Source organism: Bradyrhizobium tunisiense, assembly GCF_042263385.1.
Taxonomy (GTDB): domain Bacteria; phylum Pseudomonadota; class Alphaproteobacteria; order Rhizobiales; family Xanthobacteraceae; genus Bradyrhizobium; species Bradyrhizobium tunisiense.
On record NZ_JBHLEV010000009.1, the window covers coordinates 144,095 to 167,656 of the forward strand.

General features: G+C 59.3%; 17 protein-coding genes and 2 pseudogenes. 7 read left to right on the forward strand and 12 right to left on the reverse strand.

Annotated elements, in window-relative coordinates:
- Window positions 1–629 precede the first annotated feature (629 nt).
- Together ACFDR6_RS30045 and ACFDR6_RS30050 are read right to left on the reverse strand one after the other, a co-directional pair.
- Window positions 630–1,031 (reverse strand): hypothetical protein, encoded by a 402-nt coding sequence (locus ACFDR6_RS30045; protein WP_375860519.1) that lies wholly within the window; start codon window positions 1,029–1,031, stop codon window positions 630–632.
- Window positions 1,032–1,146: 115 nt separating this feature from the next.
- Window positions 1,147–3,243 (reverse strand): prolyl oligopeptidase family serine peptidase, encoded by a 2,097-nt coding sequence (locus ACFDR6_RS30050; RefSeq protein ID WP_375860520.1) that lies wholly within the window; start codon window positions 3,241–3,243, stop codon window positions 1,147–1,149.
- Between the two features lie 1,131 nt (window positions 3,244–4,374).
- Between ACFDR6_RS30050 and ACFDR6_RS30055 the strand changes: the two genes are divergently transcribed.
- Complete coding sequence (locus ACFDR6_RS30055; RefSeq protein WP_375860646.1) at window positions 4,375–5,808, forward strand: M16 family metallopeptidase; 1,434 nt, start codon at window positions 4,375–4,377, stop codon at window positions 5,806–5,808.
- Window positions 5,805–7,175 carry a M16 family metallopeptidase gene (locus ACFDR6_RS30060; RefSeq protein WP_375860521.1) on the forward strand — a complete coding sequence of 457 codons (1,371 nt, stop codon included), beginning with the start codon at window positions 5,805–5,807 and terminating at the stop codon, window positions 7,173–7,175. Before ACFDR6_RS30055 ends, ACFDR6_RS30060 begins: the two co-directional genes overlap by 4 nt.
- Window positions 7,176–7,584: 409 nt before the next feature.
- Here the strand turns inward: ACFDR6_RS30060 and ACFDR6_RS30065 are convergent, their stop codons facing one another.
- Window positions 7,585–7,791 (reverse strand): cold-shock protein, encoded by a 207-nt coding sequence (locus tag ACFDR6_RS30065; protein ID WP_375860522.1) that lies wholly within the window; start codon window positions 7,789–7,791, stop codon window positions 7,585–7,587.
- A 576-nt stretch (window positions 7,792–8,367) separates the two neighbouring features.
- On the opposite strand from ACFDR6_RS30065, the gene ACFDR6_RS30070 reads away from it, so the two are divergent.
- The 4 genes from ACFDR6_RS30070 (at window position 8,368) to ACFDR6_RS30085 (ending at window position 11,032) form a co-directional block, all read left to right on the forward strand.
- Complete coding sequence (locus ACFDR6_RS30070) at window positions 8,368–9,666, forward strand: pectate lyase family protein (RefSeq protein ID WP_375860523.1); 1,299 nt, start codon at window positions 8,368–8,370, stop codon at window positions 9,664–9,666.
- Window positions 9,667–10,251: 585 nt separating this feature from the next.
- Window positions 10,252–10,470, forward strand: coding sequence for a hypothetical protein (locus ACFDR6_RS30075; RefSeq protein WP_375860524.1), 219 nt, complete (start codon window positions 10,252–10,254; stop codon window positions 10,468–10,470).
- Entirely contained in the window at window positions 10,467–10,691 is a 225-nt protein-coding gene (locus ACFDR6_RS30080; RefSeq protein WP_375860525.1) for a hypothetical protein, read from the forward strand. The genes ACFDR6_RS30075 and ACFDR6_RS30080 overlap by 4 nt, the downstream gene beginning before the upstream one ends.
- Window positions 10,692–10,825: 134 nt before the next feature.
- A complete protein-coding gene (locus ACFDR6_RS30085; protein ID WP_027544430.1) occupies window positions 10,826–11,032 on the forward strand; it encodes a hypothetical protein in 207 nt (68 codons plus the stop codon).
- A gap of 921 nt (window positions 11,033–11,953) precedes the next feature.
- Here the strand turns inward: ACFDR6_RS30085 and ACFDR6_RS30090 are convergent.
- The 4 genes and pseudogenes from ACFDR6_RS30090 to ACFDR6_RS30105 form a co-directional block, all read right to left on the reverse strand.
- Window positions 11,954–12,345: pseudogene (locus ACFDR6_RS30090) on the reverse strand (hypothetical protein).
- 1,136 nt (window positions 12,346–13,481) lie between these two features.
- The gene (locus ACFDR6_RS30095) at window positions 13,482–13,787 is read right to left on the reverse strand and encodes an HU family DNA-binding protein (protein ID WP_375860526.1); all 306 of its coding nucleotides are present in this window, start codon (window positions 13,785–13,787) and stop codon (window positions 13,482–13,484) included.
- 1,238 nt (window positions 13,788–15,025) lie between these two features.
- The gene (locus ACFDR6_RS30100) at window positions 15,026–15,370 is read right to left on the reverse strand and encodes a hypothetical protein (RefSeq protein ID WP_375860527.1); all 345 of its coding nucleotides are present in this window, start codon (window positions 15,368–15,370) and stop codon (window positions 15,026–15,028) included.
- A gap of 2,206 nt (window positions 15,371–17,576) precedes the next feature.
- Window positions 17,577–17,783: a hypothetical protein gene (locus ACFDR6_RS30105; RefSeq protein WP_375860528.1), complete on the reverse strand. Its 207-nt coding sequence runs from the start codon at window positions 17,781–17,783 to the stop codon at window positions 17,577–17,579.
- A gap of 547 nt (window positions 17,784–18,330) precedes the next feature.
- Between ACFDR6_RS30105 and ACFDR6_RS30110 the strand changes: the two are divergent.
- Window positions 18,331–18,712 (forward strand): annotated as a pseudogene (locus ACFDR6_RS30110) (VOC family protein).
- On the opposite strand, the gene ACFDR6_RS30115 reads toward ACFDR6_RS30110, so the two are convergent.
- The 5 genes from ACFDR6_RS30115 to nodI form a co-directional block, all read right to left on the reverse strand.
- The gene (locus ACFDR6_RS30115) at window positions 18,709–19,314 is read right to left on the reverse strand and encodes an LOG family protein (RefSeq protein ID WP_375860529.1); all 606 of its coding nucleotides are present in this window, start codon (window positions 19,312–19,314) and stop codon (window positions 18,709–18,711) included. The pseudogene ACFDR6_RS30110 and the gene ACFDR6_RS30115 sit on opposite strands and share 4 nt — an antisense overlap.
- Before the next feature lie 307 nt (window positions 19,315–19,621).
- The gene (locus ACFDR6_RS30120) at window positions 19,622–20,416 is read right to left on the reverse strand and encodes an SDR family NAD(P)-dependent oxidoreductase (RefSeq protein ID WP_084302125.1); all 795 of its coding nucleotides are present in this window, start codon (window positions 20,414–20,416) and stop codon (window positions 19,622–19,624) included.
- A gap of 506 nt (window positions 20,417–20,922) precedes the next feature.
- Window positions 20,923–21,669 (reverse strand): sulfotransferase, encoded by a 747-nt coding sequence (locus ACFDR6_RS30125; RefSeq protein ID WP_375860530.1) that lies wholly within the window; start codon window positions 21,667–21,669, stop codon window positions 20,923–20,925.
- Between the two features lie 59 nt (window positions 21,670–21,728).
- A complete protein-coding gene (locus ACFDR6_RS30130; protein WP_375860647.1) occupies window positions 21,729–22,517 on the reverse strand; it encodes an ABC transporter permease in 789 nt (262 codons plus the stop codon).
- A 3-nt stretch (window positions 22,518–22,520) separates the two neighbouring features.
- Entirely contained in the window at window positions 22,521–23,480 is a 960-nt protein-coding gene (gene nodI / locus ACFDR6_RS30135; RefSeq protein WP_049823365.1) for a nodulation factor ABC transporter ATP-binding protein NodI, read from the reverse strand.
- Window positions 23,481–23,562 lie beyond the last annotated feature (82 nt).

The window sequence follows — 23,562 nt, forward strand, 5'->3', positions numbered from 1 at the left end:
CAAGACATAATCGAAACCTGCCTTCCCGCTGATCTACGCGAGCTTTCGATTGTAATCCGGCCTCAAGCTAGAGCGCTGTTTGGCCAACGCAACGGCCGGGTCACCAAACACATTCCGCATCCGATGCGGCGCCCCTATGAGTCGTTCGGTGGAATCCTGCTTTGCTTGGCGAGCTAGATGAGCTCGATCAAACTGGCGGCCAATTGACGCAGGTAGCATTTTGGTCCATGCGAGCGGGCCGGCGGGTGTTTAATGCGACGCCAAACAATCGTTTAAGTGTTTCACGATCGCCGGTGTCAGCACGAGGACACGATGTGAATTAGGTCAACAAAACGGCACGCATGTCGCATCGTGCCGGGTGGATCGGAGTTGTGGAGTTCGTCGAAGACATCATTCGATCTCATCAACCCACCACTATGAACGAACCGGTTGGCACCAATAGTCTCAGAGAATGAACTACGGCGCGAGTCGAAGACGCACTCATTTTTGTCGTGGTTGAAAAACCAGCTTTCTTATATTTGCGACGAACGGATCGTTTGTTTCCTCGACCACGGTTGCAGGCATCCCTCGAATTTGGGGGAAGCTAAAGAAGGTGCCGAGCTTTGGTCGAAACACCATCTTGCGCCATCTCATCGATCCTGTTCTCCGGTCGGAGTCATTCGTTGACTTGCTCGAAGCCGCTCATCGAGCCTCGTCGAGCGCGACCAGCTGTGACGTGCCGCAGTGATGGCCGCGGCGGCGTTGCGCCCGACGATCTCGGGAAGGTTTGGCGGCCGAACTTGCCGATCAGGAGCACGCCTGCGCAAGCGCAGCAATGATGCGGACTGTCCGCTTTCGCGCTCTTTTTCGGCTGTCGAAGCAGGACGCGACGCCTTGAGCCAAAATGCCGCGAAGGCGTTCCGTGGGCCGTGCCGTGCTTTTGGCCGGCCCGGCCGATCCACTTCGGCCCGGTCATCGAGGCCTAAGCGGCGGAGCATGTCCTTGCCGCGCTCATTTCGACTATCGCTGTAGAATACCTCCACCACTCTCATGGCGTTCTCACCTTCGCCAGAGCCTGGAGCAGTGACGGCACCCCTCTCCCCGTCTGCGCCCAAGATTTCAGCCCCGCGCGATCAGCGCTTGCCGTAGGTTAAGGGTGAAGCTCGCTCAGGCCTCTTCATCCAACCAGCCGATCTTGCTCCTCAGGAACCGAAAACCAAGCACCTGAAAGCTGGCACGCTCCTTGTTGTCCCTGCCATAGCCGTGGCCCCCCGCGGCTGCCTCGTACAAATAAGCCTCGTAGCCCATCACCTGCAGTTTCGCGACCATCTTGCGGGCGTGCGCCGGATGAACCCGATCGTCGCGCCGCGTGGTGGCAATCAGGATCGGCGGATAGTTTTGACTCGGTCTTGCCGCATGATAGGCGGAATACGTCTTGAGCCATTCCCACTCCGCAGGCTTGTCGGGATCACCAAATTCCGCGATCCAGCTCGCACCGGCAAGGAGCTTTGTGTAGCGACGCATGTCGATCAGAGGAATCGTGCAAAACAATGCGCCGAACCGCGCCGGATAGCGCGTGAGCATGTTGCTTATGAGGATGCCGCCGTTCGACCCACTTTCGGCGGCTATCCGCCTCGGCTCAGTCACGCCGCGACGCACCAGATCGGCGGCCACGGCCGCGAAGTCATCATGCGACAGTTTCTTGCCAGCAAGCCGTCCGGCGTCGTGCCAACGTGTGCCGAACTCGCCCCCACCGCGCAGGTTCGCCTGTACGGTCGTGCCACCACGCTCCAACCAGAGCTTGCCGAGGGCCGAATTGTAGTACGGCCTCATGGAAAGTCCGAAGCCGCCGTAGCCGCTCATATGGACCGGCGCGTTGCCGCTCTCCGCGGCGGGACCGGTCTGCACATATGGAATCCGCTCACCATCGATCGAGATAGCCTCGTGCTGCGTAACCACAAGGCCCTCGGGGCTAAACGTCTTTGGCGCCTGCTTCAGCACGATTGGGCTCGAGACACTCCGTTCGATCAGCATCAGCGAAGGCGACGTGAGCGGATCCTGGACACAGGCAAGCAGGTCGCCGTTGCTTTCGGACCGATCGCAATCGAGGGGCCACACGTCGACGACGCCGATGCCGGGAAGGCCGCGCAGCTCCTCATGGCTCCAGCCCGCAGACGAGGGCGTCCAAGTCTCGAATGAAGGGCGCAGCTCGTCGAGGATCGAAAGCACGAGTTTGCCGCTGGCCCAGAAAAATCCCTGCAGCGCGCGGCGCGGGCGCGGCGCGAAAATGACCGTGAAGTTGCGATCGCCGGCGAGAAAGGCCGACAGCGATATGCCAAGCGCGGTGTCAGGCGCGTGGGTGACGCCGGCAATCCTCCATGCCGAGCGCAATTTGACGATTAACCAGTCCCGGTGCGCCCGGAGCCAGATGTCGGAGGGAAGATCGAGCTTCACGCTCGCGCCGGTTTCGGTCCCGGGCCAGACGTCAAGATTGAAGAAGTCCAGCTGATCGAAGAACCAGACGCGTGGCCTTTTTCCAGTCCGATCGACTTCGCAAAAGGCCCACATGCGATCGGGCGTCGTCTCGAACACCACGGCCGCGCGATCCACGGGTTCGCCGCGGCGCCACAACCGCACTGTCCTCGGATAGCCCGATGTGGTTGCCATGCCGTCGCCATGCGCGCTGGACAACAGCAGCGTATCGGGATCGACCCATGTGGCGCTACTCTTCGCTTCCGGCAGGGTGAAGCCGTCGGCCACAAAGCTTTTCGCATTGAGGTCGAATTCGCGCAAGACGACGGCATCGCTGCCGCCGCGCGACAGGCTCACAATGGTTCGCGGATGATCTCCCGGCAGTGAAACCGTCGCGTTCAGAAGCCAGTCCTCACCTTCCTTTGCCGCGAGCTGGTCGACATCGAGCAAGATTTCCCAGGACGGGTTCGGCTTGCGAAATTCGTCTAGCGTGGTCCGTCGCCAGAGGCCTCGTCGATTGCTGGCGTCCTTCCAGACATTGTAGAGATAGCCACCACGCCGCGCGATATAGGGAATATTATCCGGCCGATCGTAGATCGACGCCAGCACGTCGCGATCCCGCTCGAAGGTCGCGCCGCCAAACGCTCGCAACGTCCTGTCGTTCTGCCGCTCGACAAAGTTTAGCGCGCGCCGGCCCTCTATCTCTTCCAGCCAAAGATAGGGATCATCATCGGGAGCGGAGAGCGTTGGCGCTCCAGCTTGCGACTTTGTCGGCGAGCTTGCTTTAGACACCCGTTCACTCCCAGGGCTGGCATTGGCGTTCGCTTTCGATTTGCGATCGAGGTTTGCATGATGTGGTTCGGTCGAGACACGAAGCCTACAACCTGACGCAGCATGCGATTCAAGTTCATTCTTTTCGAAGTGAACGCTGCTCCGCAGATTTCATCATTGACGTTGGCGCGGCGCCCTTCAGTTCGCTGGCGAGCTGCAGTTCGTACTTGGCGCTTTTACAGTCATTCCCACGCATGCATCAGAGGGATTTCGGCCAAGACGCCGCAAGGATGCGACCCAAGGTCATACGCTGCAAATGGATATTGGCAAAACGGGTGATGGGCGCTGACTTCTGCGTCGCCGTCAACTACCGATATTCGTAATCAAATATGACAACAGCGCGCCGTTGCTGGTCAATGACTTCTACGGTGCAGGCTCGCGCGGCTGCTCCAGAACAATCTTCGCGTCAGCCTCTCAAAGAGTCATGCTGCGCAGCTCCGCCTAGTCGAAACAACAAAAGGTGAGCGCATCACATGAGCTAGAGGGGCGACGCATCCGTGAATGCAACACCGGATCACTAGCGCGAGGGTCCGATTGCGCGGCTTACCACGATGCGGATTTACCAGGCCGCTTCGGTGACGAGCAATCATTATCGTTCCAGTACTGTGCACTGAGTGGGTGCCGTGTGAGGGCAGTTGACTTGCGTCAGAATTCGAGCGGCACCATCAGTCTCGTGCTCTATTTCTGAAGGCGGTGGTGGGTCTGAAAGGCGTTCACTTCCCTGAACCATGTTGGAATGAAGATTGGCGTTGTCCGATGTACGACCATGTCGGAGACGCAACATCGCTTGTGCGAGCTGATCTTTGTATTTGCGAAGCTTTCTTTTTGGCACGGCTAATGCTTTGGGGAATGGGCATCGCGTTGGACCGACATAGTCCTGCGGACACGCAAAGACTCTCGATTGGATGATCGGAGAGTCTAGAGCCACCGAGAGATGAAATTTGTTCATCACTCATCCTCATTCCTGACGAACCGCAATGGAGCTTTTGAACAGCCATGCCGATCCAGCAGCTGACGAACTATGTCGATGGCAATAATAGAGCCAAATGCCGAGCGCTTTATCGTGCTTTCTCCTGGGATCTTTGGGGTCGGATGTTGCCACGAATCCCAACACCTTCATACCGATCGGCGGCTTGCGTTCTTGCTGCACTGCTCTCCAGTTGCAGTCTTTCGACCGGCAGCGCATTTGCCCAGACGACGCTCACGTCGGCGCCGCCCGCCAGCTTCACGCTCAGCAACGGGCTTCAGGTCGTGGTGATCCCGGACCATCGCACGCCCGTGGTCACGGAGATGATCTGGTACAAGGTCGGCTCCGCCGACGAGACGCCCGGCAAATCGGGGCTTGCCCACTTTCTCGAGCATCTGATGTTCAAGGGCACGGAAAAGCACCCGATCGGCGAATTTTCCAAGACCGTGTTTCGCGTCGGCGGCAACGAAAACGCGTTCACCTCACTTGATTACACCAGCTACTTTCAGCGCGTCCCGCGCAAGCAGCTGCCGACGGTGATGGAGTTGGAGGCCGACCGTATGAACGGCCTCATCCTCAAGGACGAAAACGTACTGCCCGAGCGCGACGTCGTGCTCGAGGAATACAACATGCGCGTCGCCAACAGTCCCAATGAGCGTTTGAGCGAACAGATCACGACCGCGCTCTATCTCAATCATCCCTATAGCCGGCCCGTGATCGGCTGGCATCAGGAGATTGAGAAGCTCGGTCGCGAGGACGCGCTCGCCTTCTATCGCCGCTTCTATGCGCCGAACAACGCGATTGTCGTGATCGCCGGCGACGTCGAACTCCCTGAAGTCCGCTCGCTGGTCGAACGCAATTTCGGCCCCATCCCCGCTCAGCCCGCGATCCCGGCGCAGCGCGTCCGCCCGCAGGAGCCTGAACCGGAAGCCCCGCGCACTGTCACGCTGTCCGACCCGCGCGTCGAGCAGCCCGTCCTGCAGCGCTTCTACCTCGTGCCCTCGGCGACGACGGTCGCTCCCGGGGAGAGCGCGGCAATCGCCGTGCTTGCGCAGCTGATGGGCGGCGGCAGCAACTCCTATCTGTACCGCGCCCTCGTCGCCGACAAGCCGCTCGCGGTCTCCGCCAGCGCCAGCTATTCCAGCATCTCGCTCGATCCGACCCAGTTCTCGGTCTCGGCCTCGCCGAAAGCCGGCGTCGGCTTTGCCGAGGTCGAGCAGGTGATCGACGGCGTCATCGCCGACATCGCGCAGAACCCGATCCGCGCCGAGGACCTCGAGCGAGTCAAGACGCAGCTCATTGCAGGAGCGATCTACGCCCAGGACGACCAGGCGGCGCTCGCGGGCTGGTATGGCGGCGCGCTGAGCACCGGGCTCTCCGTCAAGGACATCCGAAGCTGGCCGGACCGAATTCGCGGCGTCACCGACGTACAGGTCCGTGCAGCTGCGCAAAAATGGCTCGATAAGAAGCGCTCGGTCACCGGCTATCTGATCAAGGACACCAGCACAGCCAAGACTGGCGCAAAGACTACCACCAGGCGCGAGGAGAAACGTTCGTGACCCATCCCTTCCTTCACTCCCGACGCATCGTTCTGTCGTTGGCCGCCGGCGCAGCGCTCACTTTGACTCAGATCTTCCCCTCCGAGGCCGCCGCAAAGATTCAGCGCCTGATCTCGCCGGGCGGCATCGAGGCCTGGTTCGTCCAGGACGCAACCGTGCCGCTGATCGCGATGGAATATTCCTTCGCCGGCGGCTCGGCGCAGGATCCCAGGGACAAGCCCGGCGTCGCCAATCTCGTCGGCGACCTCCTCGACGAGGGCTCCGGCCATCTCGATTCCAAGACGTTCCATGAGCGGCTCGATCGCCGCGCCATCGTGCTCTCCTTCAGCGCCAGCCGCGACACCTTCCGTGGCAGCCTGCGCATGCTGCCCGACAACAAGGACGAGGCCTTCGACCTGTTGCGCTCGGCGCTCACCTCGCCGCGTTTTGACACCGCCGACGTCGAGCGCGTCCGCTCGCAGGTGATCGCCGGCCTGCGCCACGAGACGACGGATCCGACGTCGCTGGCGAGCCGCAAATTCCTGGAGATGACCTTCGGCGATCATCCCTATGGACGGCAGACCAATGGCACGCTGGAGAGCGTGCCGGCCATCACGATCGACGACATGAAGGATTATGTCGGCCGCGTGCTGGCCAAGGACACACTGAAGGTCACGGTCGTCGGAGACGTCGATCCAGACACTCTCGGCAAGTTGCTCGACGACACCTTCGGCGCCCTGCCAGCCAAGGCCAATCTGGCGCCGGTCCCCGACGTCGAAGCTGCAAAGCCGCCACAGCGCGCCTTCGTGCCGCTCGACGTGCCGCAGACCGTGATCACCTTCGGTGGTCCCGGCGTGAAGCGCAACGACCCGAACTTCATGGCAGCTTATGTCGTCAGTCACATCCTCGGCGGCGGGATGTCCTCGCGGCTCTATCGCGAGGTGCGCGAGAAGCGGGGCCTCGCCTATTCGGTGTTCGACTCGCTGCAATGGATGCAGCATTCGGCGCTGTTCATCGGTAATACTGGCACGCGCGCCGACCGCGCCGGCGACACCATCGACGTCGTCGAGAAGGAGGTACGCCGCATCGCCGAGGGGGGCCCGACGCAGAAAGAGCTCGACGAGGCCAAGTCGTACCTCAAGGGCTCGCAGATGCTGGCGCTCGACACCTCCTCCAAGCTGGCCTATGCGCTGCTGCAAGATCAGCATGATCAGCTGCCGATCGATTATATCGAGAAGCGCAACGCCATTGTCGATGCGGTCACGCTGGACGACGCCAAGGCGGCCGCCAAGCGACTGTGGGGCCAGGGCCTGCTCACCGTCATTGTCGGCCGCGCACCGCAAGCCGCGGCGCTGCCTGCCGGCGTTCCGGGGCCGAAGTCAGACTGATTGGCGCACGTTGATGGCCGGGCTTGTCCCGGCCATCAACGTCAGTGACGCCGCGTTATTGATATGTATGCTTGGTAATTCTCGGCGCCCACGCTGGTACACTCTGCTCCGGGTAGTCCCGCGACATTGCCATCGCCAACCCGACATGCTGACCCGGCTTCGCCTGCGCCTCAAGCGCGGCCGGACAAAGAACAAAGCCGTCGAGCGATATCTGCTGGCGAAGCTTCCCAACTGGCAACTGTATTGACGCCGGCTGGGAGCCGGCCCTTCGTTCGAAAACGATGATCGATATCCCTATGGGATAAGCGTCGCCAGAGACTTACTTTGGAAAAGTGAACCCAAGTCATGAAAGCACAAGGCGCACGCCAATATGGCCCCTGACCTCAGCCCCCGCTTGCCAAAGCAGAAGCTAGATGAGGCGCAGGTTTTCGGCTGATATTTTCCCCGAGCGGCCGATCTTTGGTTCATAGCTGATCTTGTCTCCTTGTGGGAGTAGGACCAAGCCAGCCATCTGCACCGCAGAGATATGAACAAACACGTCACGGCCGCCATCGTCCGGCGCGATGTAGCCGTAGCCTTTAGTCGGGTTGAACCATCTCACGCTTCCAGTCGCCACTGTCTTTGCTCCCTAAAACGAACACTTAATCGCGCGCTGCGATCTAGCAGCCGCGTTGCTCACCTCAGCAACTCGCGTGCCGCTCCCAACGCGCTGTGAATAGTTGTAGAAGACCGTGTGTTTGGTGCGGATTTGCGGGCTTCTTTGTCTGTCGTTCTTGAGTGCCACGCAGCGAATGTCTTGAATCCGACAACCCTGGTACGACAAAATACGGAAGGCGATGACTTCGACCGCTCTCTCCTGTAGTCATCCGTCCTGTGTAGATCACATCACGAGACTCACTGGATCGGCTTATCCAGGTGATGTTGAAGTTCGTTGCGACTGACGTTGGCAGCGATCCAATTGATCAGCAGACCTCTGCGGACCGGGTGGGCCGCTCAATCATTGGCAGACTTGAATCTTATGGGAATGGGCCATCCACCGCCAGACCACGGAACGTGTGCGCTACGTTCCAGATTTTTCTTGTGACATGCTAGGCTGGTGCAGTTAGATGGATCACAGGATCGGCACCGTCGAGCCGGGATGCAAACAATGCCACAAAGACTCGATCCGCGTGGCTGGCCGTTGGATCAGACGATGGGTCGTTTCAACGTTTCTTTCATTTGCCGATGGAGAGTCGATGTCTACGAGGAAGCGGTGTGCCAGCTGAAACAGTTATTGGGGATGCTCGCTGGACTCGCCGGCATTGTTGGGATCTCCGGTGCTATCGCAGCGAGCAATCCGAGATGGGACAGCGCAGAGGGATTTGGTGCTGGAACCACGGGCGGCCTGGGAGGCGAAGTTGTTCAGGTCAACTCACTCAAAGATCTGACTTATCAATTGTGTCGTTCGTATAGCTCCGGTATCTGCAAGGACGATAGTCCGCGCGTTGTCCAGATTGTCGGGACTATAGACTTCACAGGAGCGGAAGGGCGCGGCGAGGGTCCGGGTTGCCAATACAGCAACACCTGTCAGACGCCCTACAAGGGTGAATCGCTTCTCCTCTTGGATGGGCTCGACACGCACTGCGATAGCAAGCTCAAAATGGAAGTAAGCTTCGATAAAGCGGGCAAACATCCCTTGGAGGTCGGATCAAACAAGACCGTGATTGGCGTCGGATCGAGCGCTACAATCAGGGGCAAGGGACTGCGACTGAATGGTGTGAGGAACGTCATTGTCCGCAACCTGACCATCGTTGACATCAATCCCGGCATTGTCTTCGCGGGCGATGCGATTGCGATTGCGCGAGCGAACCGGGTCTGGATCGATCATAACCGTTTTCATAACATCGGGCGCCAGATGATTGCCGGCGGCCTTGGGGAGACGACGAATATCACGGTCTCGTGGAACGATTTTGATGGCAGGGATAACTACTCCTCTTATTGCAACGGAGCGCATTACTGGAACCTTCTTTTTCTTGGCAGTCCTCAGTCGATCACGGTTGCCAACAACTACTTCCATGAGGTCTCCGGACGGGCTCCGCACATTGACGGTCTACGGTCGGTCATTCACCTGGTGAACAACTACTTCCACAACACCGAGCTGCTGCAGCGCAATGGTTTCTTCCACGCGCTGGACGCCGGACCATCTGTTCAAGGCCTGATTGAGGGCAACTACTTCGACAACATTGAAACCCCGATCAGGGCCGAGAGTGGGCATGTCTTTGGCGCGCTGGGAGGCGTAAATCGAGAAATGCAAGACCTCTGCCTAGCCATGCTTGGACGCATGTGTGCGGGCAACATCGCGAGGCCCGCGCCGCGGATCAATGGATTCCGGCTGGATGAAAGCGTCATTAGATCTTTTGGCGCTCTTCCGAAGGCGGCTATTCATCGTCCCTTCCAGGCGGATGATGTCCCGGCATTGGTCACCGGCAACGCAGGTCCCGGCCACATTTGAATTTTCCGATAGGATCCAGCGAAGCTGCGACCGCGCGCACGCATCTGGCCGAAGTACCGCGGAATTCTCCCTCTTCCGGGCAGACCAATTGCCGGTCCGTGGCAGCTGCGCTTCAAAGAGCGCCTTGAGCGTTCAGGCCAGTCGATCCTCGCTCCGAGACGCATCGATTTTTTTGCAAGCGCGCAACTGCCTCGAAGCTTTGGCGGGTCTAGTTCAGCCTGCTGCTCGCCCAAGTCACCGTCCACGAAACACGATATTCTCCGAACTGATTGAGACCTCATCGGCAGATGCGATCGGTTCAAAAACAAAATGCCCGGCATGTGTCGACGAAAGCAGCTCTTGCTGCGCCGCGCTGCTTCGATGGGCTAACAAAAAGACTTTCGGATGCCGCGCCCTATTCCTGCTGTTGCAACCAAAGAACGCATTTTTCCATCGTGACTGCAGGGCATTTAGCGGTCTTGCGGCGCAAATAAAGGAATATCTCAGATTTGAGAGGGCTGGCATGAGTAATTTGGATCAGCAGTCTTCCGGAGCGACGGCTTGACGCCACGCCCAAGGATCCCGGGCGGCCAGTAAGAGTGTGTTATGGGGCGTGAATTCTACAGAAAACTGGCGCAGCAGGCGCGTCATCTCGCCGAGCGGGCCGATCCGTTCACCAGGCAGCGGTTGCTGAAGCTGGCCGGCAGCTACGACGTGAAGGGCGGAAATCTGGCGCGGGCGCCACGCCCGACGGAGCGTCCGCTGCCGATTCCGCGTACCGCGCCGCCCGCATCGATCTTTTCAGGTCCGGGCGAAGCTGGATGAAGTTCGGTGCAGGCCACCCGTTCGCCGATCCGGAAGCCGCGGCACGCAAGCGATCGCCGGCGGCATCGAGCCCAACCAACGGCCAGTTCCTCTGCGATGCCAGCCGCACCGGCGGCGTTTTCCAAACGGGCCTGACATTGGCGGTTGAACGGGACTGGATCAAGCGGCATGGGTCCGGGACACATTTCAGACCGGCTGAGCACGGATTGGATCTCAACTAGTTGTCGAACGCGAAACCAAGCGCTCTCGCTCTCGGCTGCTTCGCTTGAGCCGACTGACCTTCTTGAATTGATCGGAAGCTCAGGCCGATCAGGCAAGCGAAAGCATCATCAACGAGCATTGGAAGGAGACGGCCATGATGGACGACAATTTGGCGCGCATGCGCACACATCTGAGCGCCATCCAGCGCCACCGAAGACTGCTGAAGACCAAGCTCACCGAACACGACCGGCAGTACGTCTGCAGACGCCTGTCGGAGGAAGAGTGCGCGCTCGAAAGCTTGCGAGCGTCGATTTTTCCCATGGTGTTCGAGAGCCCCAGGCCGATGATATCGGCCTCCTAGCCGGTACGGCCGTGTCGATGGCGACGGCCTACGCGCGCAGGAGCGCCGCTATGGCACTCACGTCAACGAATTCATATATCGGCTACCGATATTGGAGCCTTTTTTAGATGCGCGGCCTGCTAATCCTCTTTGTGACCTTTGTGATTATGCTGGCGGCGCGCAGCCAGCATCAGATTGGTTTCGTGCCGCGCCCAACCGCATCCATGCCACCGGTCAATGTACCCTAGAGCCGAAGGTTTGGCGCAAACAGCGCGTATTGCGCTACAACGTGCTTCTGTCTCTCTGGGAATTCAGACCGGTTTGCGTTAGGCGGAGCCTCGCTTTCCAAGTTGTCTGAGGACCTGCAGGAAGCGGGCAAGCCATGCCTCAAGCCATGCGTCAGTTGAGGCCACTTGCGCTGCTGCGGTCGTGCGCGCGCTCGTCTCATCAACAAGGAAGATTTGAGGACGGCAGTTTTGGTTTCTGACTGGATCACCCTTTCGCGAGGAGCGTGGCGAGGAGGTGTCCGGACCTCCCAAGCCACGCAGCCGCAACAGCTCAGTCGGCGAGCGGTTTTGGCATGTGCAAAACAGTATCGGTTCCCGGGCAGGTTGAATTGATCTAGCGCAAACACGAGAGCCGTTCGTCTTTAACCCAGCAGATTTGTGGATTGTCCCGGTTGTGTAATCCGAGAAGACCAGCTGCGTTTTTCTGGGCGCATTTTCACGGCCGCGCTTCAACGGTAGTGCAAATAGCGCGAGTTTCCTGATCGTGGTCCTCTTTTTCTCCCCCTGCGATGGAGTGTTGTCCAATCAAGCCTCTAGAGCACGCCCTCGAAACCAACGGGACCATGCGAGTAGACCGGATTATCGGCGCGGGCTGACGCCTGCCTTGATCCTGTGAACCTGCGGTCCGGCCGAATGTCCCTTTTGTGCGAGCGGATCAGGAAGCGTTTGCGCTTCTTCGCGCGTGGTCGGAGCGGCGGCGCTGCCGCCGCCCGTGCCGACCTGAGCGCGCGAGCACCGGCAGCGGGGCAGCGGGGATGGAGCACTCGGGCGGACCTTTTGCGGGCTCCGGACGCCTGGGGCGCGCTTCCATGAACTCCAAGACGGCGCGTCCCTTTTCCGTTATGCGCCAACCGCCGTTGATACGTTCAATCAAGGCTTGCGAAAAGATGTCAAGGTCAGGCACAAGCGAACCCAGTCGTCGCGTGCGTTCGGCCCAATCGCTACCGCTGGTCGCCAGATCGCCATGTCGCGCTTCAAGTCCGCCATCACGGCAAACCCATCCGGATAGCTCACCAGGATCTTAAGAACCGTGACCTGGAAGTTCACGCGGCACCCTCTTGTGACTATCGCCACATCGTCGGCACCTTCGAGAGCGCTTCGCGGCGAACCTGCCGTACACAGTCGGTCGACGTCTCTCCCCCGGTGGTTGCTCCCAGGACTTTTGAGGCGACATTGGTCCGGCCGCCGGTGTCGTACCGGGACACATACTCGCAGATCTCGTCAACAACCCTGCGCATCCGAGCAAGAATGACCACCTGAATGTCCATAAACTGGAATAATGGGCGGGCTATGCTGGTATAAATAGGACTGGCGAAACCCAAACTACGCCTCGCGATCGCAAGGTGCAACGGCCCCTCGACGATACCTGCATAGTCCGAGTAGCCATACCGAAGCAACTCACCGACTGGGGCGCAGACCACGTCCGTTCCGCGCAGTGCCGAGTCCTTCCCACGGCATTGCTGCCGATGACAGGCCGTTGGCTCAAGACGTCAAGAACCGCCAGCCGATCGGCGCCGATCATCAACGTCCGTATGAGTTCGCGGAATCCAGGCGGCTGCCGGTTGCTGCCGAATACCCCGAATGATGATGCAGCTGCCGATCCGACGCCGACAGCGCTGTCATGACAACCATCATCATCGGCATGTCGTAGGCAGCAGTGTCACAACGGCTACGAGGCGCCATCCGCCACACCAAGGCCGCGGCCATTGTCCGGCTTAGTTCGTTTCGGCGCAGTACTACGGCCGGAAGCGCAAAGGCCACGATCGTCGCATCGCCGGAATGAATGGCGTCTTTCCTCGGGCTCGGTGAAAGCAACGTTCGGATCGCACCAATTCGCGCGCCGCGGCGTCCATTAGGGTTTGCTTTTTACTTTTGCGTTATCGATCGCGACGATTTTGACCTCTGCCGCCGACGGCCATGCCTCGCCAGCGCCTCGACTGGCGGCAAGACGAGCGAGATCCGCTTCGTCTTCGCCAACGATCCGCACGTCTGGTCGTGACCGGTCGTCCCGGACTGCGTTTCCCAACTGGCGGCGCCCTGCCAGGCGGGTCAGCACTCGTTCGGCTGACAACCAGCTGTTGGCCGATGAGCTTCTTACGGCATGCCTACGCCGGCAGTGGCAACCTCGGTCCGCCATCCGTCCTCGCACCAACGCCACGTAGCGCGATCCACGGCAGCCGACCTCATGATGTCGCGACTGCGTCTTTAGCAACCTTGAGCGGCGACGCCTTGACCGACTTGCTGGCTGGCTTGGCTGCGAATTCCATCGGCTCCTTCGTGAAAGGATTAACTCCGCTGCGGGCTTCAGTAGCAGGCTTGTTCACGACCGACATCTTGACGAAGCCGGGGATGACGAACTCGCCAGACTCGTTAAACTCCTTGTAGCCGACGGTCGCCAACTGCTCGATGACGGCCTTTACGTCACCTTTGGAAACTTGCGTTCCTTGAGCAATTGCGTCAATGAGCTGGTTCTTGGTCATCTTGGCCACGATGAATTCCTTTGTAGCGCCGAACGATACAGTGCGTGATGTATCGCCGGCTCTTTTCCTCTTGTTCGAGCACGGCAAAACTACACGAATTACTTTCATTCACTGAGGTGATGAAGTCGACCGGTTTAAAACCTATCGGAAGCAAAAACACAACGATCTTTGTTTCCAGCATTCGCTCACGCGTCACAGGTGGACGGCGCATGCCCTATTCGGTATGCAGGTCAATGTTTGAAATTGGCCGATGCAGCAGTCAGCGCAGCAATCAGAGCCAATCCCTCTTGGATCTCGCAGACGAGTGATGATCGCAGAGCGAGCCTCATTTTATTTCAAACTTCGTAACGCTAGCGCGGACAGGTCACCTCTGAAGGAAACTCGGGGCCCGCGAATACTGGTGGCGTCGGGACAGAAGCACAAAGCTGATCCCCTCTCTCTTACCGGCGATGCCCTATAGAGATACCGAGCTTGATTGCCTTTTGACGGAGAGAACCTTCCGTCCTTTTCATAGACTTCGCGATCTTCGCTACCGGAACCCTAGCCTTGGAGTGCGCGCGAAGTTCTTTGACGTCCGCCTTCGTGTACTCGCGGCGGACTACCTTCTTCACTTTCTTCGCCATTGGAAATCTCCACTCGTTGTTGAGCGGGGCTTCTAGCACGAAAGATCAAATTAGCAATGTTGCGACGCGTCGCACTTCGTGCGATTTATAAACCGCTTTGCGAATTCACTTCCGCCCTGATATCTGCAAAAGTGCTGCCTTCTATTCAGTCAACTACAATTGAAATACTGAAGGGTTTTCCGGACACAATGGCGGCCCGATGTTCGGGGGCGCGCCATAGTAGCGCCGTCAAGTGTGACTCGCATGCGATAGGAGCGATGTGGCACTGGGACCTGGTCGCGCGGCGCTGAATCATCTCGGTGTGCGCCTGCACTCGGATGCAGTCACTCAGGAAACGAATTCCTAGCTCACCTCGATCTCGGCGGCCTCGTTGTCGGTCAGTTTGGCAAATTCCTTTTCCCGGCCACGTATCGACAGAACACCCTTGTTCTGGTGGAGAAGCGAAATAATAGATCGACAGTGCCGCCCCGCATGTCGACGATCTCCGTCACGCTACGCCTGAACGTATCCTAAGATACCAGATATCTCGTCTCCACCGGAAGATCTGTATCGATTGTCCTTGCCACGCCATTCATAGAGAAATTCGGCGTGAGGCGTGGCAGTGGCAGTGGCATCGAAGAAGCGTTAGAAATCTGCCGTCTCGTTGAGGACGCGAACACTCCGTTCGCCCGTCGCCTTCCATTTGATGAAGGGAAGCAGGCGGACAGAATAGCTTTCAAGAATCCGCTGATAAGCGTTGATGTTATCCAAAATGGCCCCGGAGACCGGAAACATCATGCCCGGCGGATTGAAGCCGCGTTCCGCCAGAACGTAATGGATCAGATAGCGATGAAGGCGGCCGTAGCGAACTTGGTGTTGAGCACAGCTTGGCATGAAAAGGCGTAATTTTCCATGAAATCCGTAACTTTTGCACTTTTGCGTGAAATATGGAGCCCCGAAGTGACAAGAGGGGTGGTGTGGAACGGCCATTTCCTTGCTGACCTATAGAGCACGGTCGTTTGGGCAGGAAATGCGCCGATGCAAACCGCGTGACATTCAGTCATCCGCACTTCTTCGGCCAGCAGCGGTGTCAGGATCAGACCATTCAGGAGGCGGTGCATTTGCGCTCAGTTGGATCGGCTCAAGCTGGGGTTTGAAGGCGAGCAGACGAGCGCCGGCCGCCCTCGCGTTTCGACCGCGGCGCAAACGACCTTTTCCAAGTCGAAGGCGTTCTGACTATCTGCGCAAATTCAGCACCGTCAGAAAGCATTCGCCCTGCTCGCGGGCGACGCGCCGGCGCTGACGGCGTACGCGCCGACCGTGATGCGTCAACGCGGCAAGCTGCGATGGGCAAAGTCTGGAGCACTCAAGTTGAGCTTTTTCGGCCGCCGCGTTGAATCCCTACGACGAGCTTCCATACTCTCCGACACGGCGCGTCCTGTTTTCGGTTGTGCAGCACCCGCGGTTCGTACGCTCGATCAGCGCTTATGAAAAAATGTCAGATTGGGAATGTGCGAAGCCGGTCGTCTCGCCTCCGGCCCAATCCTGGCCACTGGTCGCCAAGATCGCCTTGGCGTGCTGGAGGCCCGCCATCGCGGCGAGCAAACGCGTGCCCTTAAAGCGGCTCGCGCTCGCATAAACCCTCAAGTCCGTCAGCTGGCGGTCAGCTACGCTGACTATGACCCCTCGCCGGCTTGACCAGCCTTGGCGCTGTAGACGATTCACAGAGAGGAACCTGATCCACCATGGACCGCCGAACCGACCGTTACTTCGACCTTAAATGGCGCGCCGGCGATGCAAGCCGAGGTTGTCCGCGGGGCGATTCCGACGAACGGAACTGGATCGGACCAAGGTAGAGCGTCTCCTTGCAATGCAAAGCTGTCAGAGGTCTGCGAAGCAGTCAAAGCGATCCTACATTGATCTGGCAACGAGCCGCAGGATGTCCAGCTAGAACATCATCTAGGTCGACAGCGGAGTTCAGCTATGACGAGACCGTTCCGTGATGTTCCGAGTTTCTCGACATGAGCCGAGCTCACTTCCTGCCTCGTGCTGCAAAAGCCTGATCGTCTGGCCGCGCGCGACCTCGGCCGCTGAGGAGCGGGAACGAGCCGAGGAAGACACTTATCGCGGCACTCTTGGGCAACAATCGAGCCCGGGAACCAGGCGCTGCGCCGCACGAGACTTCCCGGCGGCATGTGACGGCTGATGATCGGAGCTTGTCCACACCAAGATCGTGACCGCTCGGTGGCGGGCGCGATCGTTCTGGTCGACGAGATTGGCCCCTCGTCGACAATTGAAGCACACGAAATAGGAGATGAATGATGCACTGGCGCACACCAAAACTACACCTGAACGAGGGCGATGGCTATTTATCTCCTGATGCCTCCCAACCCCTGAGGACTTGGACTCGGTGGCCGCTCGCGGCACTTCTCCTCAGCTTGGTGCTTTGGGGCGCTCTCTTGCTCTTCGCCACGTTCTCGTGAGCGCCATGCCACTCACCGGCTCCGGCGCTCCCGAGCGACTTGCACGAGCAAGCATCCTCGATGGATCGAGATATCAGCCAGGTTTCGAGTTCAGCGACACGCCCTCTTCAGGGCCGAAAACGCTATGTGCGTTTCACAAGCAATCGTTGGTTCCAGGACTGCCTCGTGCTGGTCGCAATGCCGTTGTCAGTACGATTCGCAGCTAGACGCGATCGAGCCAAGCTCGTCCCGCCATGGGCGCGACCAAGGCCGCCAGCTGCGTCGATGCGGTTGGTCGGCCCGGGCCGCATACGGAAACTGCCGAGAGCGCAACTCTCCTGAACGATCATGCAGCAGCGCCTGCTTGCGCTCTCTAACGCCAAAGGCGCAAGTTCCCGCATGACCGTCATCCGGACTCATTTAGCGCCTGCGGGCGGCGACCATGTTCATGCAGCCTGTCGCTGGAGCTGGCAGCGAGCGCACGCGATGTCCAACCCGACTTTTCTCGGAAGCTTGCGCAGCGCTTGCAGCTCCTGAAGCACATTTCGTCAGAAGGCCGCTCCTGACCGACCTCTATCCGTGTTTGTGCCATGCACCATCGAGAGCCGCAGCTTTGGAGTTCGGTTCACTCCGATTGAAGAAGATCGCGAGACATTAGTCGTGCCATCGACGCATTGATCATCGATCTGAAAAATCGGTGCTGGCGTTTTGCGCGAGAACAAGGCGGCCCCGGTTCAGGTGTCGTAGTTTGGATTAATCCCGAGTGGCACGCCGGGACCTGCGCTGGTTGCGAGGTCACGCACTGCCCGGCCGTTTTCCTGTTCACCCGAGCCCAGCAGCATGGGGCAGATATGCGCACCATCACTTTCCTCTGCCCGATCACACGAGTTGTGGTTCAGCATCGGCCAATCGACGACGAAGCGGCCGAACACCAGTTTCAAGGCGTGTTTTGCCCCGCCTGTTCCCAGCTGCACTTCGTAGATCGCAAGACCGGAAAGCTGCTAGGCAGGAAGACGAATGACAGCGCGTCCTCACAGAGCGGCTGAAGTACGGCGCCGCCGAAAATCCGCTGGCGATACGCGAGCATTTGGCTTCCGAGTTCCATCAGTCTTGAGGTGCAATAGTCAGAATCAGGAGAGTTCAACGGCGGGCTTTTTGCATAGAGCCACCACGTTTTCAGCCTGCTCGGCACATTTCGTTTCCTAAATGCGTTGAAAGAACACCGGACCTTAGGCTCGCAATTTTGCACTACGAGAAAATTCGCCGGATGCCCGTGGCGGCAAGTCTCTACAGTGACATTGGGTGAACGCGGCCTGCTACCGTGTGAAGTCGGTGCGCTGGCGTAGGCTGCGGCGGCGGACGTACCGGCGGCACCACAAACACCGAGCGAAGCGAAGCAATCCAAAAGTCTTTCCGCGGTAACAGTCCGGATTGCTTCGTCGCTTCGCTCCTCGCAACGATGAGGAGGAGAGAGGGGGAGCACTAGCAATGATCGACCACATCCCCGTCGGCGTCAGCGATCTCAAACGCTCTGCAAGATTTTACGACGCCACGCTGCTGCCCGCGGGCTCCCGCGCCTGGTCACACGGCATTGCACAATTGGCTTCCGCAAGGCCTATCCGGAGTTCTGGATCAATCTGCGCGAGGCGATGCGGTACGGAGCACCGGAGAGCGGCGTGCATATCTGCCTGCGGGCGAAGATTACGGCCGAGGTCGACGCGTTTCATGCCGCAGCCCTTGCGACCCGCGGCGCATCCGACGGCGCGCCGGGCATCCGCCGGCACGACCGCATGCGTTACTACGCAGCCTTCGCCTTCGATCCGATGGCAACCGGATCGAAACGGCGACGTTTCCGGCGGAAAAATCTTAGAGCTTCCGCACGATGTCCGGCGCGAGCTGCTTTTCCGCCTCGGCGATCTGGGCCGCCGCCGATTTCAGCTTCGGCAGGATGTCCTCGACGCGATCGGCCTTGAGGATATCGACGGACAAGCCGGTGCGGATGAACTCGATCTGGCGCATATGCGACAGCAGCAAGAACAGCGGCTCCCAGAAATTGGCGATATTGGCGAGCAGCACCGGCTTGGTGTGACGGCCGAGCTGCTTCCAGGTCAGTTGCTCGACCAGCTCCTCCAGCGTGCCGACGCCGCCCGGCAGCGCCACGAAGGCGTCGGAGCGCTCGAACATCAACCGCTTGCGCTCATGCATGTCGGGCGTGACGATCATTTCCTGCACGCGGGTCAGCGCATTCTCGCGCTTCCGCAGGAATTCGGGAATGATGCCGGTTACCATGCCGCCGTGATCGAGCACGGAGGTGGCGACCGAGCCCATCAGGCCAAGCGAACCGCCGCCATAGACCAGGCGGATGTTGTTCTCGGCGAGCGCCTTGCCGAATGCCTTGGCGCCTTCGATGAAGTGGGAATTGGTCCCGGGACCGGAGCCGCAATAGACACAGACGGTTTTGATCGTGCTCATTGGTACCATGATGCTTTGCAGCGAAGTCTTTCGCTAGTCCAAGGTGTTGCGTTGAATGACGGGAGCCAGTTTCCATCTGAACAGGCAAGCTTTGGGTTGACGACTCCTGATCGCAAACGGCGCTCTTCGGCAACGCGACCGCACGAGCAAATGTGTTGCATCTTCGTCCGGGGCAACGGATCTCCTGGCCAGATTGCAGACCTGAATTCCTTGACGTGTCGCTTCATTGCAGTTTCGATTGACGGTCGCAGGTGTCGGCCAGAGAGACAAGCTTGTGTCGTGCACCGATCGGTTCATCTTCAACCGATCAGAGGTGTTGGCCACCATTGATCGGCACTTCGACGCCGGTGATATAGCTGGCGTCATCCGAGCACAGGAAGAAGATGACCTTAGCGACCTCTTCAGGGGTCCCCACCCGGCGCAGCGGAATGTTCGGTACGACCCGTGCTTCCGTATCCGGTGACAAAATATCCGTCTTGATCTCGCCGGGGGCGATTGCATTCACACGAATTCCATGCGGCGCGTAGTCGTGAGCCATCTCGCGCGTGAGACACGCAAGAGCGGCTTTCGAAGTCGCGTAGGCACTGCCGGCGAAGGGGTGCACCCGCGAGCCTGCAATTGAGGTCACGTTGACGATCGATCCAGACGCGGCTTTCAATTCGCCAAAGAGCCCCTGCGCAAGCAGAATTGGAGCCACCAAATTGAGATGGAATACGTCCATCCAGGTCTCGATCGATGTCGCCAACGATGTTAGTCGTGCGCCGCTCGTCGTCTTCGGTGACATCGCTGCGTTGTTGACCAAGGCGTGCAACGGCGCGCCCGCGAGGCGCTCTTTAACCTCGGTGATAGCGCGCGGCAGCAACCGATGCTCGCTGAGGTCGAGCTGGACATGATTGTCGGATGCGGCCTCCCAAGGACATCGCCGGGCATCGATCGGTTGCCGCGCGCAGGAGATGATCCTCCAGCCTGCTTCCGAAAACAGCTTTCCGGTGGCGTAACCTATCCCACGCGATGCTCCGGTCAGCAGCAGCGTCTTTCGGTCTCTCCGCCGGCCGCGTGCCTTGTCCGATTTGAATGAACTGCCCTCGTTGTCAACCGACATTCGTCTGGCGACCGCATCCTTGTTCGGCAGATCGGCCCTCAAACACGCCTCCTATCATGTTACGCTCAACCTTCTTGGTGCAGGATTTGGGCCATCTCTACCGACAGAGTGATTCACGCGTGTTGCGAAGCCAGGCCCCGTGGTTTACGACCTGCTTGGCGAGTTCCAGACATCAAGTCCGTTGGCTTTCCGACAGCGGCAACGCGAGGACCGCGGCAAATGACCTTCACTCTTTTCGCGCACAGCTGCGCAAAACTTCGTTCCATAGATCTGGGCTGAACGCGCGAGTGAAGGTCCTGCCGATGTTGAATGCCGCCGCACGCGGCTCGTCCCGATCCTCGCGGAGCTATTAGCAACAGGAGGGATGGCACCCATCCGGCCATCCAATAGTGCCTGCCAATTCAAGACGTCCGCTCGCTGGCAACCCCAGCGGTTCATACCGCTGCTCTTGCCCCAATCCACCAAGGGGCATTCGAACGCGGGCGCCGAGGAATAGAAGGCCATCCTCAGGCGTCAACAGCCTCAAAGTACCTGGCGTAAGGTCCCTCTTTGAATTGGCGACGCAACTCATCAAAATCCTCTACGGTTTGGTCGAGCGGCCGCGCTTCCTGGCGCTGAAGTTTGACGCGACCGGAAACGTTCCGCATACGAACCCCGAGGAATTCCCAAACCAACTCCAAGCACAGGTGCGGCTCGCGAAGAAGCGTCTCATACTCCAGCTCGAGGATGTTGGTCGACGCGAAGGACTGCCTGATCCTATCGTGGAACTCAGCGGTGGTCTTGAAGTAGGTTTCGCAGGTGCTGACGCTTAGGCTGACCAGTGGCGGTTGCGAGTCGTCGCTATCAGAGCTGTATTTCAGCCATTCACCGGTTTGCCTCGCCTGCACGAGTGAGCGGAGCGATTCCAGCGGATTTCTACGACACACGATGACCTTAAGGCGCGGCCAACCGGCCAGCTCAGCCATCATCCCCGGACGGTCATGAAACTGCGGTTCGTTGATCTTGCAGCCAACATGAGTCACGTCGATTTTGTCGCTCGGCGTTGGATAGCGCAAGTAAGCGCACTCCAGAAGCTCACGATCGCTACGTAGGAGCCGCGCCTTGTCGGGCCAATTTGGATCATACTCATTGAGCAATTCCCCGTTGCTCACCACGTTCGGATGTTCATTGAGCAATTCCTCCAGATAGTGGGTGCCGCTCCTCGGCATCGCGAGGATGACGAATGGCTCAGGCGATCGTTCCGTTTTCGACATTGTGACAGCTCTTGATTGACTCGGTCGAGACAGTTCAGCCTCTGTTGGGCATGGTTTGTTCAACGCATCAGCCGGCGGCGAAGCAGCAAAGCCGATACGACGAACGCGGCAATAGTGTATATGCAAAGTACGCCCACATGCAGGCCGACGCTGCTGGCGTCCCGGTCCAGCATTGCCGGCCGAATGAGGTCAATCGAATGTGCTAAGGGCAACGCCTCTGCTACGCGCTGCAGCGCGATGGGCAGTTGAGCAACGGGAAAGATCGCGCCGCACAAGTACATCATGGGTGTGAGAAAGAGGGTCTGATAGAACACGAAGTAGTCGTAACTGGGCGCGAGCGCTATCACCACCATGGCGAGGCTGGCGAAGGCAACACCAGTGAGCGCGATAGCTGGCAGCGCATAAGGGATGGACGGCCAAGCCGCATAGCCCAGCGCGGCGGCTACAATCGTAATTCCCGTTCCTGCCAGAACGGCTTTTGTCGCTGCCCACGCCAATTCGCCGAGAACGACGTCGCCAAGCGTGAGCTCCGTGCAAAGGATGGCGTCCCAGGTGCGCTGGGCGTTCATCCGAGCGAAGGCCCCATAGACGGTTTCAAAGGTCGCCGAAATCATCGCGCTTGTCGCGACCATCCCAGCCGCCAGAAAGGCGACGTATGAAATGCCATCGACTTGGCCGATCATCAGTCCCAGGCCGAAGCCGAGACCGAACAAGGCGCTCATGGGCTCAGCGAGGTTTCCCAGAAGCGATGCCAGCGCCGCTTTGCGCCAAGCCATATAATTCCGGCGCCATACGGCGCTCCAGTTCCACGCATTGGCGGGCAGAGCCGCCGCATACTGCTCCCACATCATTCAGTCCCTCATCTCCCGACCGGTCAACCGTAAGAAGACGTCCTCGAGGTTCGGTGGCCGCTGAAGCAGACGAAGACCGGTCCGCCCACGCAGCCGCGCGAGCACCTGCTCCGGATTTGGCGCATAGCAAAAGAGCGTCTCGCCGCTGATTTCGGTGCGTTGAGCGAGCGGCTTGATGAGTCCGCAGAGCTCGTTCGGATCGCCACCGTAGACCTCAATGACTGGGCAACCGATCTGTTCGTCGATCAATGTGTGTGGCGGCCCTTCGGCGATCTTGCGTCCTGCCTCGAGGACGCACAGGCGATCGCACAATCGCTCCGCCTCCTCCATGAAGTGCGTCGTCAGAAGAATCGTCTTGCCGCGCGACAGCAGCGCGCGCAGCCGCTCCCAAATCAAATGCCGCGCATGCGGATCGAGCCCGGTGGTCGGCTCATCCAAGATAAGGATCTCCGGATCGTTGATCAGCGCCCGCGCCAGCGTAAGACGCCGCTTCATGCCACCGGACAGTTCGGTCACCCGCGCGTCTGCCTTGCTCTCAAGGCGGGCGAACTCGAGAAGGGACGGAGTGATCTTCTCGACATCCTTTGCTGTCATCCCGAAATAGCGCCCGAACACCAGCAGGTTTTCGCGTACGGTGAACTCGAGATCAAGATTGTCAGCTTGCGGAACGACGCCGATGCGCTTGCGCGCCAATCGAGCGCGTGCCGGCACTTTCTCGCCGAGCACCGTTATCTTGCCAGCCTCGGGCGTGGACATCCCGAGAATCAAACGCGCGATCGTGCTCTTGCCCGCGCCGTTCGGTCCCAACAAGCCGAAGCACTCTCCCGATGCCACCGTGAACGACAGCTGGTCGACGACCACCTTCTCGCCATAGGACTTTTTCACGGCCGTGAAATCGATAGCCACGTTCGATACGCGCCCGGACCCTCTGTCAGCCGGCGTGACCGGCGCCGGCTCCATCGCGATTGTTCGCCTTGAGATTGGCGCTGCTTCGACGCCGCCAAGCATTTTTTCTATTCCTTCTGCTACAATTTGTCGGCCG

Bases quoted from the DNA above. Each gene is read 5' to 3' on its own strand.
- ACFDR6_RS30045 (WP_375860519.1), bottom strand. From the start codon at position 1,031: ATGAGAGTGGTGGAGGTATTCTACAGCGATAGTCGAAATGAGCGCGGC.
- ACFDR6_RS30055 (WP_375860646.1), top strand. From the start codon at position 4,375: ATGTTGCCACGAATCCCAACACCTTCATACCGATCGGCGGCTTGCGTT.
- ACFDR6_RS30070 (WP_375860523.1), top strand. From the start codon at position 8,368: ATGGGTCGTTTCAACGTTTCTTTCATTTGCCGATGGAGAGTCGATGTC.
- ACFDR6_RS30075 (WP_375860524.1), top strand. From the start codon at position 10,252: ATGGGGCGTGAATTCTACAGAAAACTGGCGCAGCAGGCGCGTCATCTC.
- ACFDR6_RS30080 (WP_375860525.1), top strand. From the start codon at position 10,467: ATGAAGTTCGGTGCAGGCCACCCGTTCGCCGATCCGGAAGCCGCGGCA.
- ACFDR6_RS30085 (WP_027544430.1), top strand. From the start codon at position 10,826: ATGATGGACGACAATTTGGCGCGCATGCGCACACATCTGAGCGCCATC.
- ACFDR6_RS30100 (WP_375860527.1), bottom strand. From the start codon at position 15,370: ATGGCCGTTCCACACCACCCCTCTTGTCACTTCGGGGCTCCATATTTC.
- ACFDR6_RS30115 (WP_375860529.1), bottom strand. From the start codon at position 19,314: ATGAGCACGATCAAAACCGTCTGTGTCTATTGCGGCTCCGGTCCCGGG.
- ACFDR6_RS30120 (WP_084302125.1), bottom strand. From the start codon at position 20,416: ATGTCGGTTGACAACGAGGGCAGTTCATTCAAATCGGACAAGGCACGC.
- ACFDR6_RS30125 (WP_375860530.1), bottom strand. From the start codon at position 21,669: ATGTCGAAAACGGAACGATCGCCTGAGCCATTCGTCATCCTCGCGATG.
- ACFDR6_RS30130 (WP_375860647.1), bottom strand. From the start codon at position 22,517: ATGTGGGAGCAGTATGCGGCGGCTCTGCCCGCCAATGCGTGGAACTGG.
- nodI (WP_049823365.1), bottom strand. From the start codon at position 23,480: ATGGAGCCGGCGCCGGTCACGCCGGCTGACAGAGGGTCCGGGCGCGTA.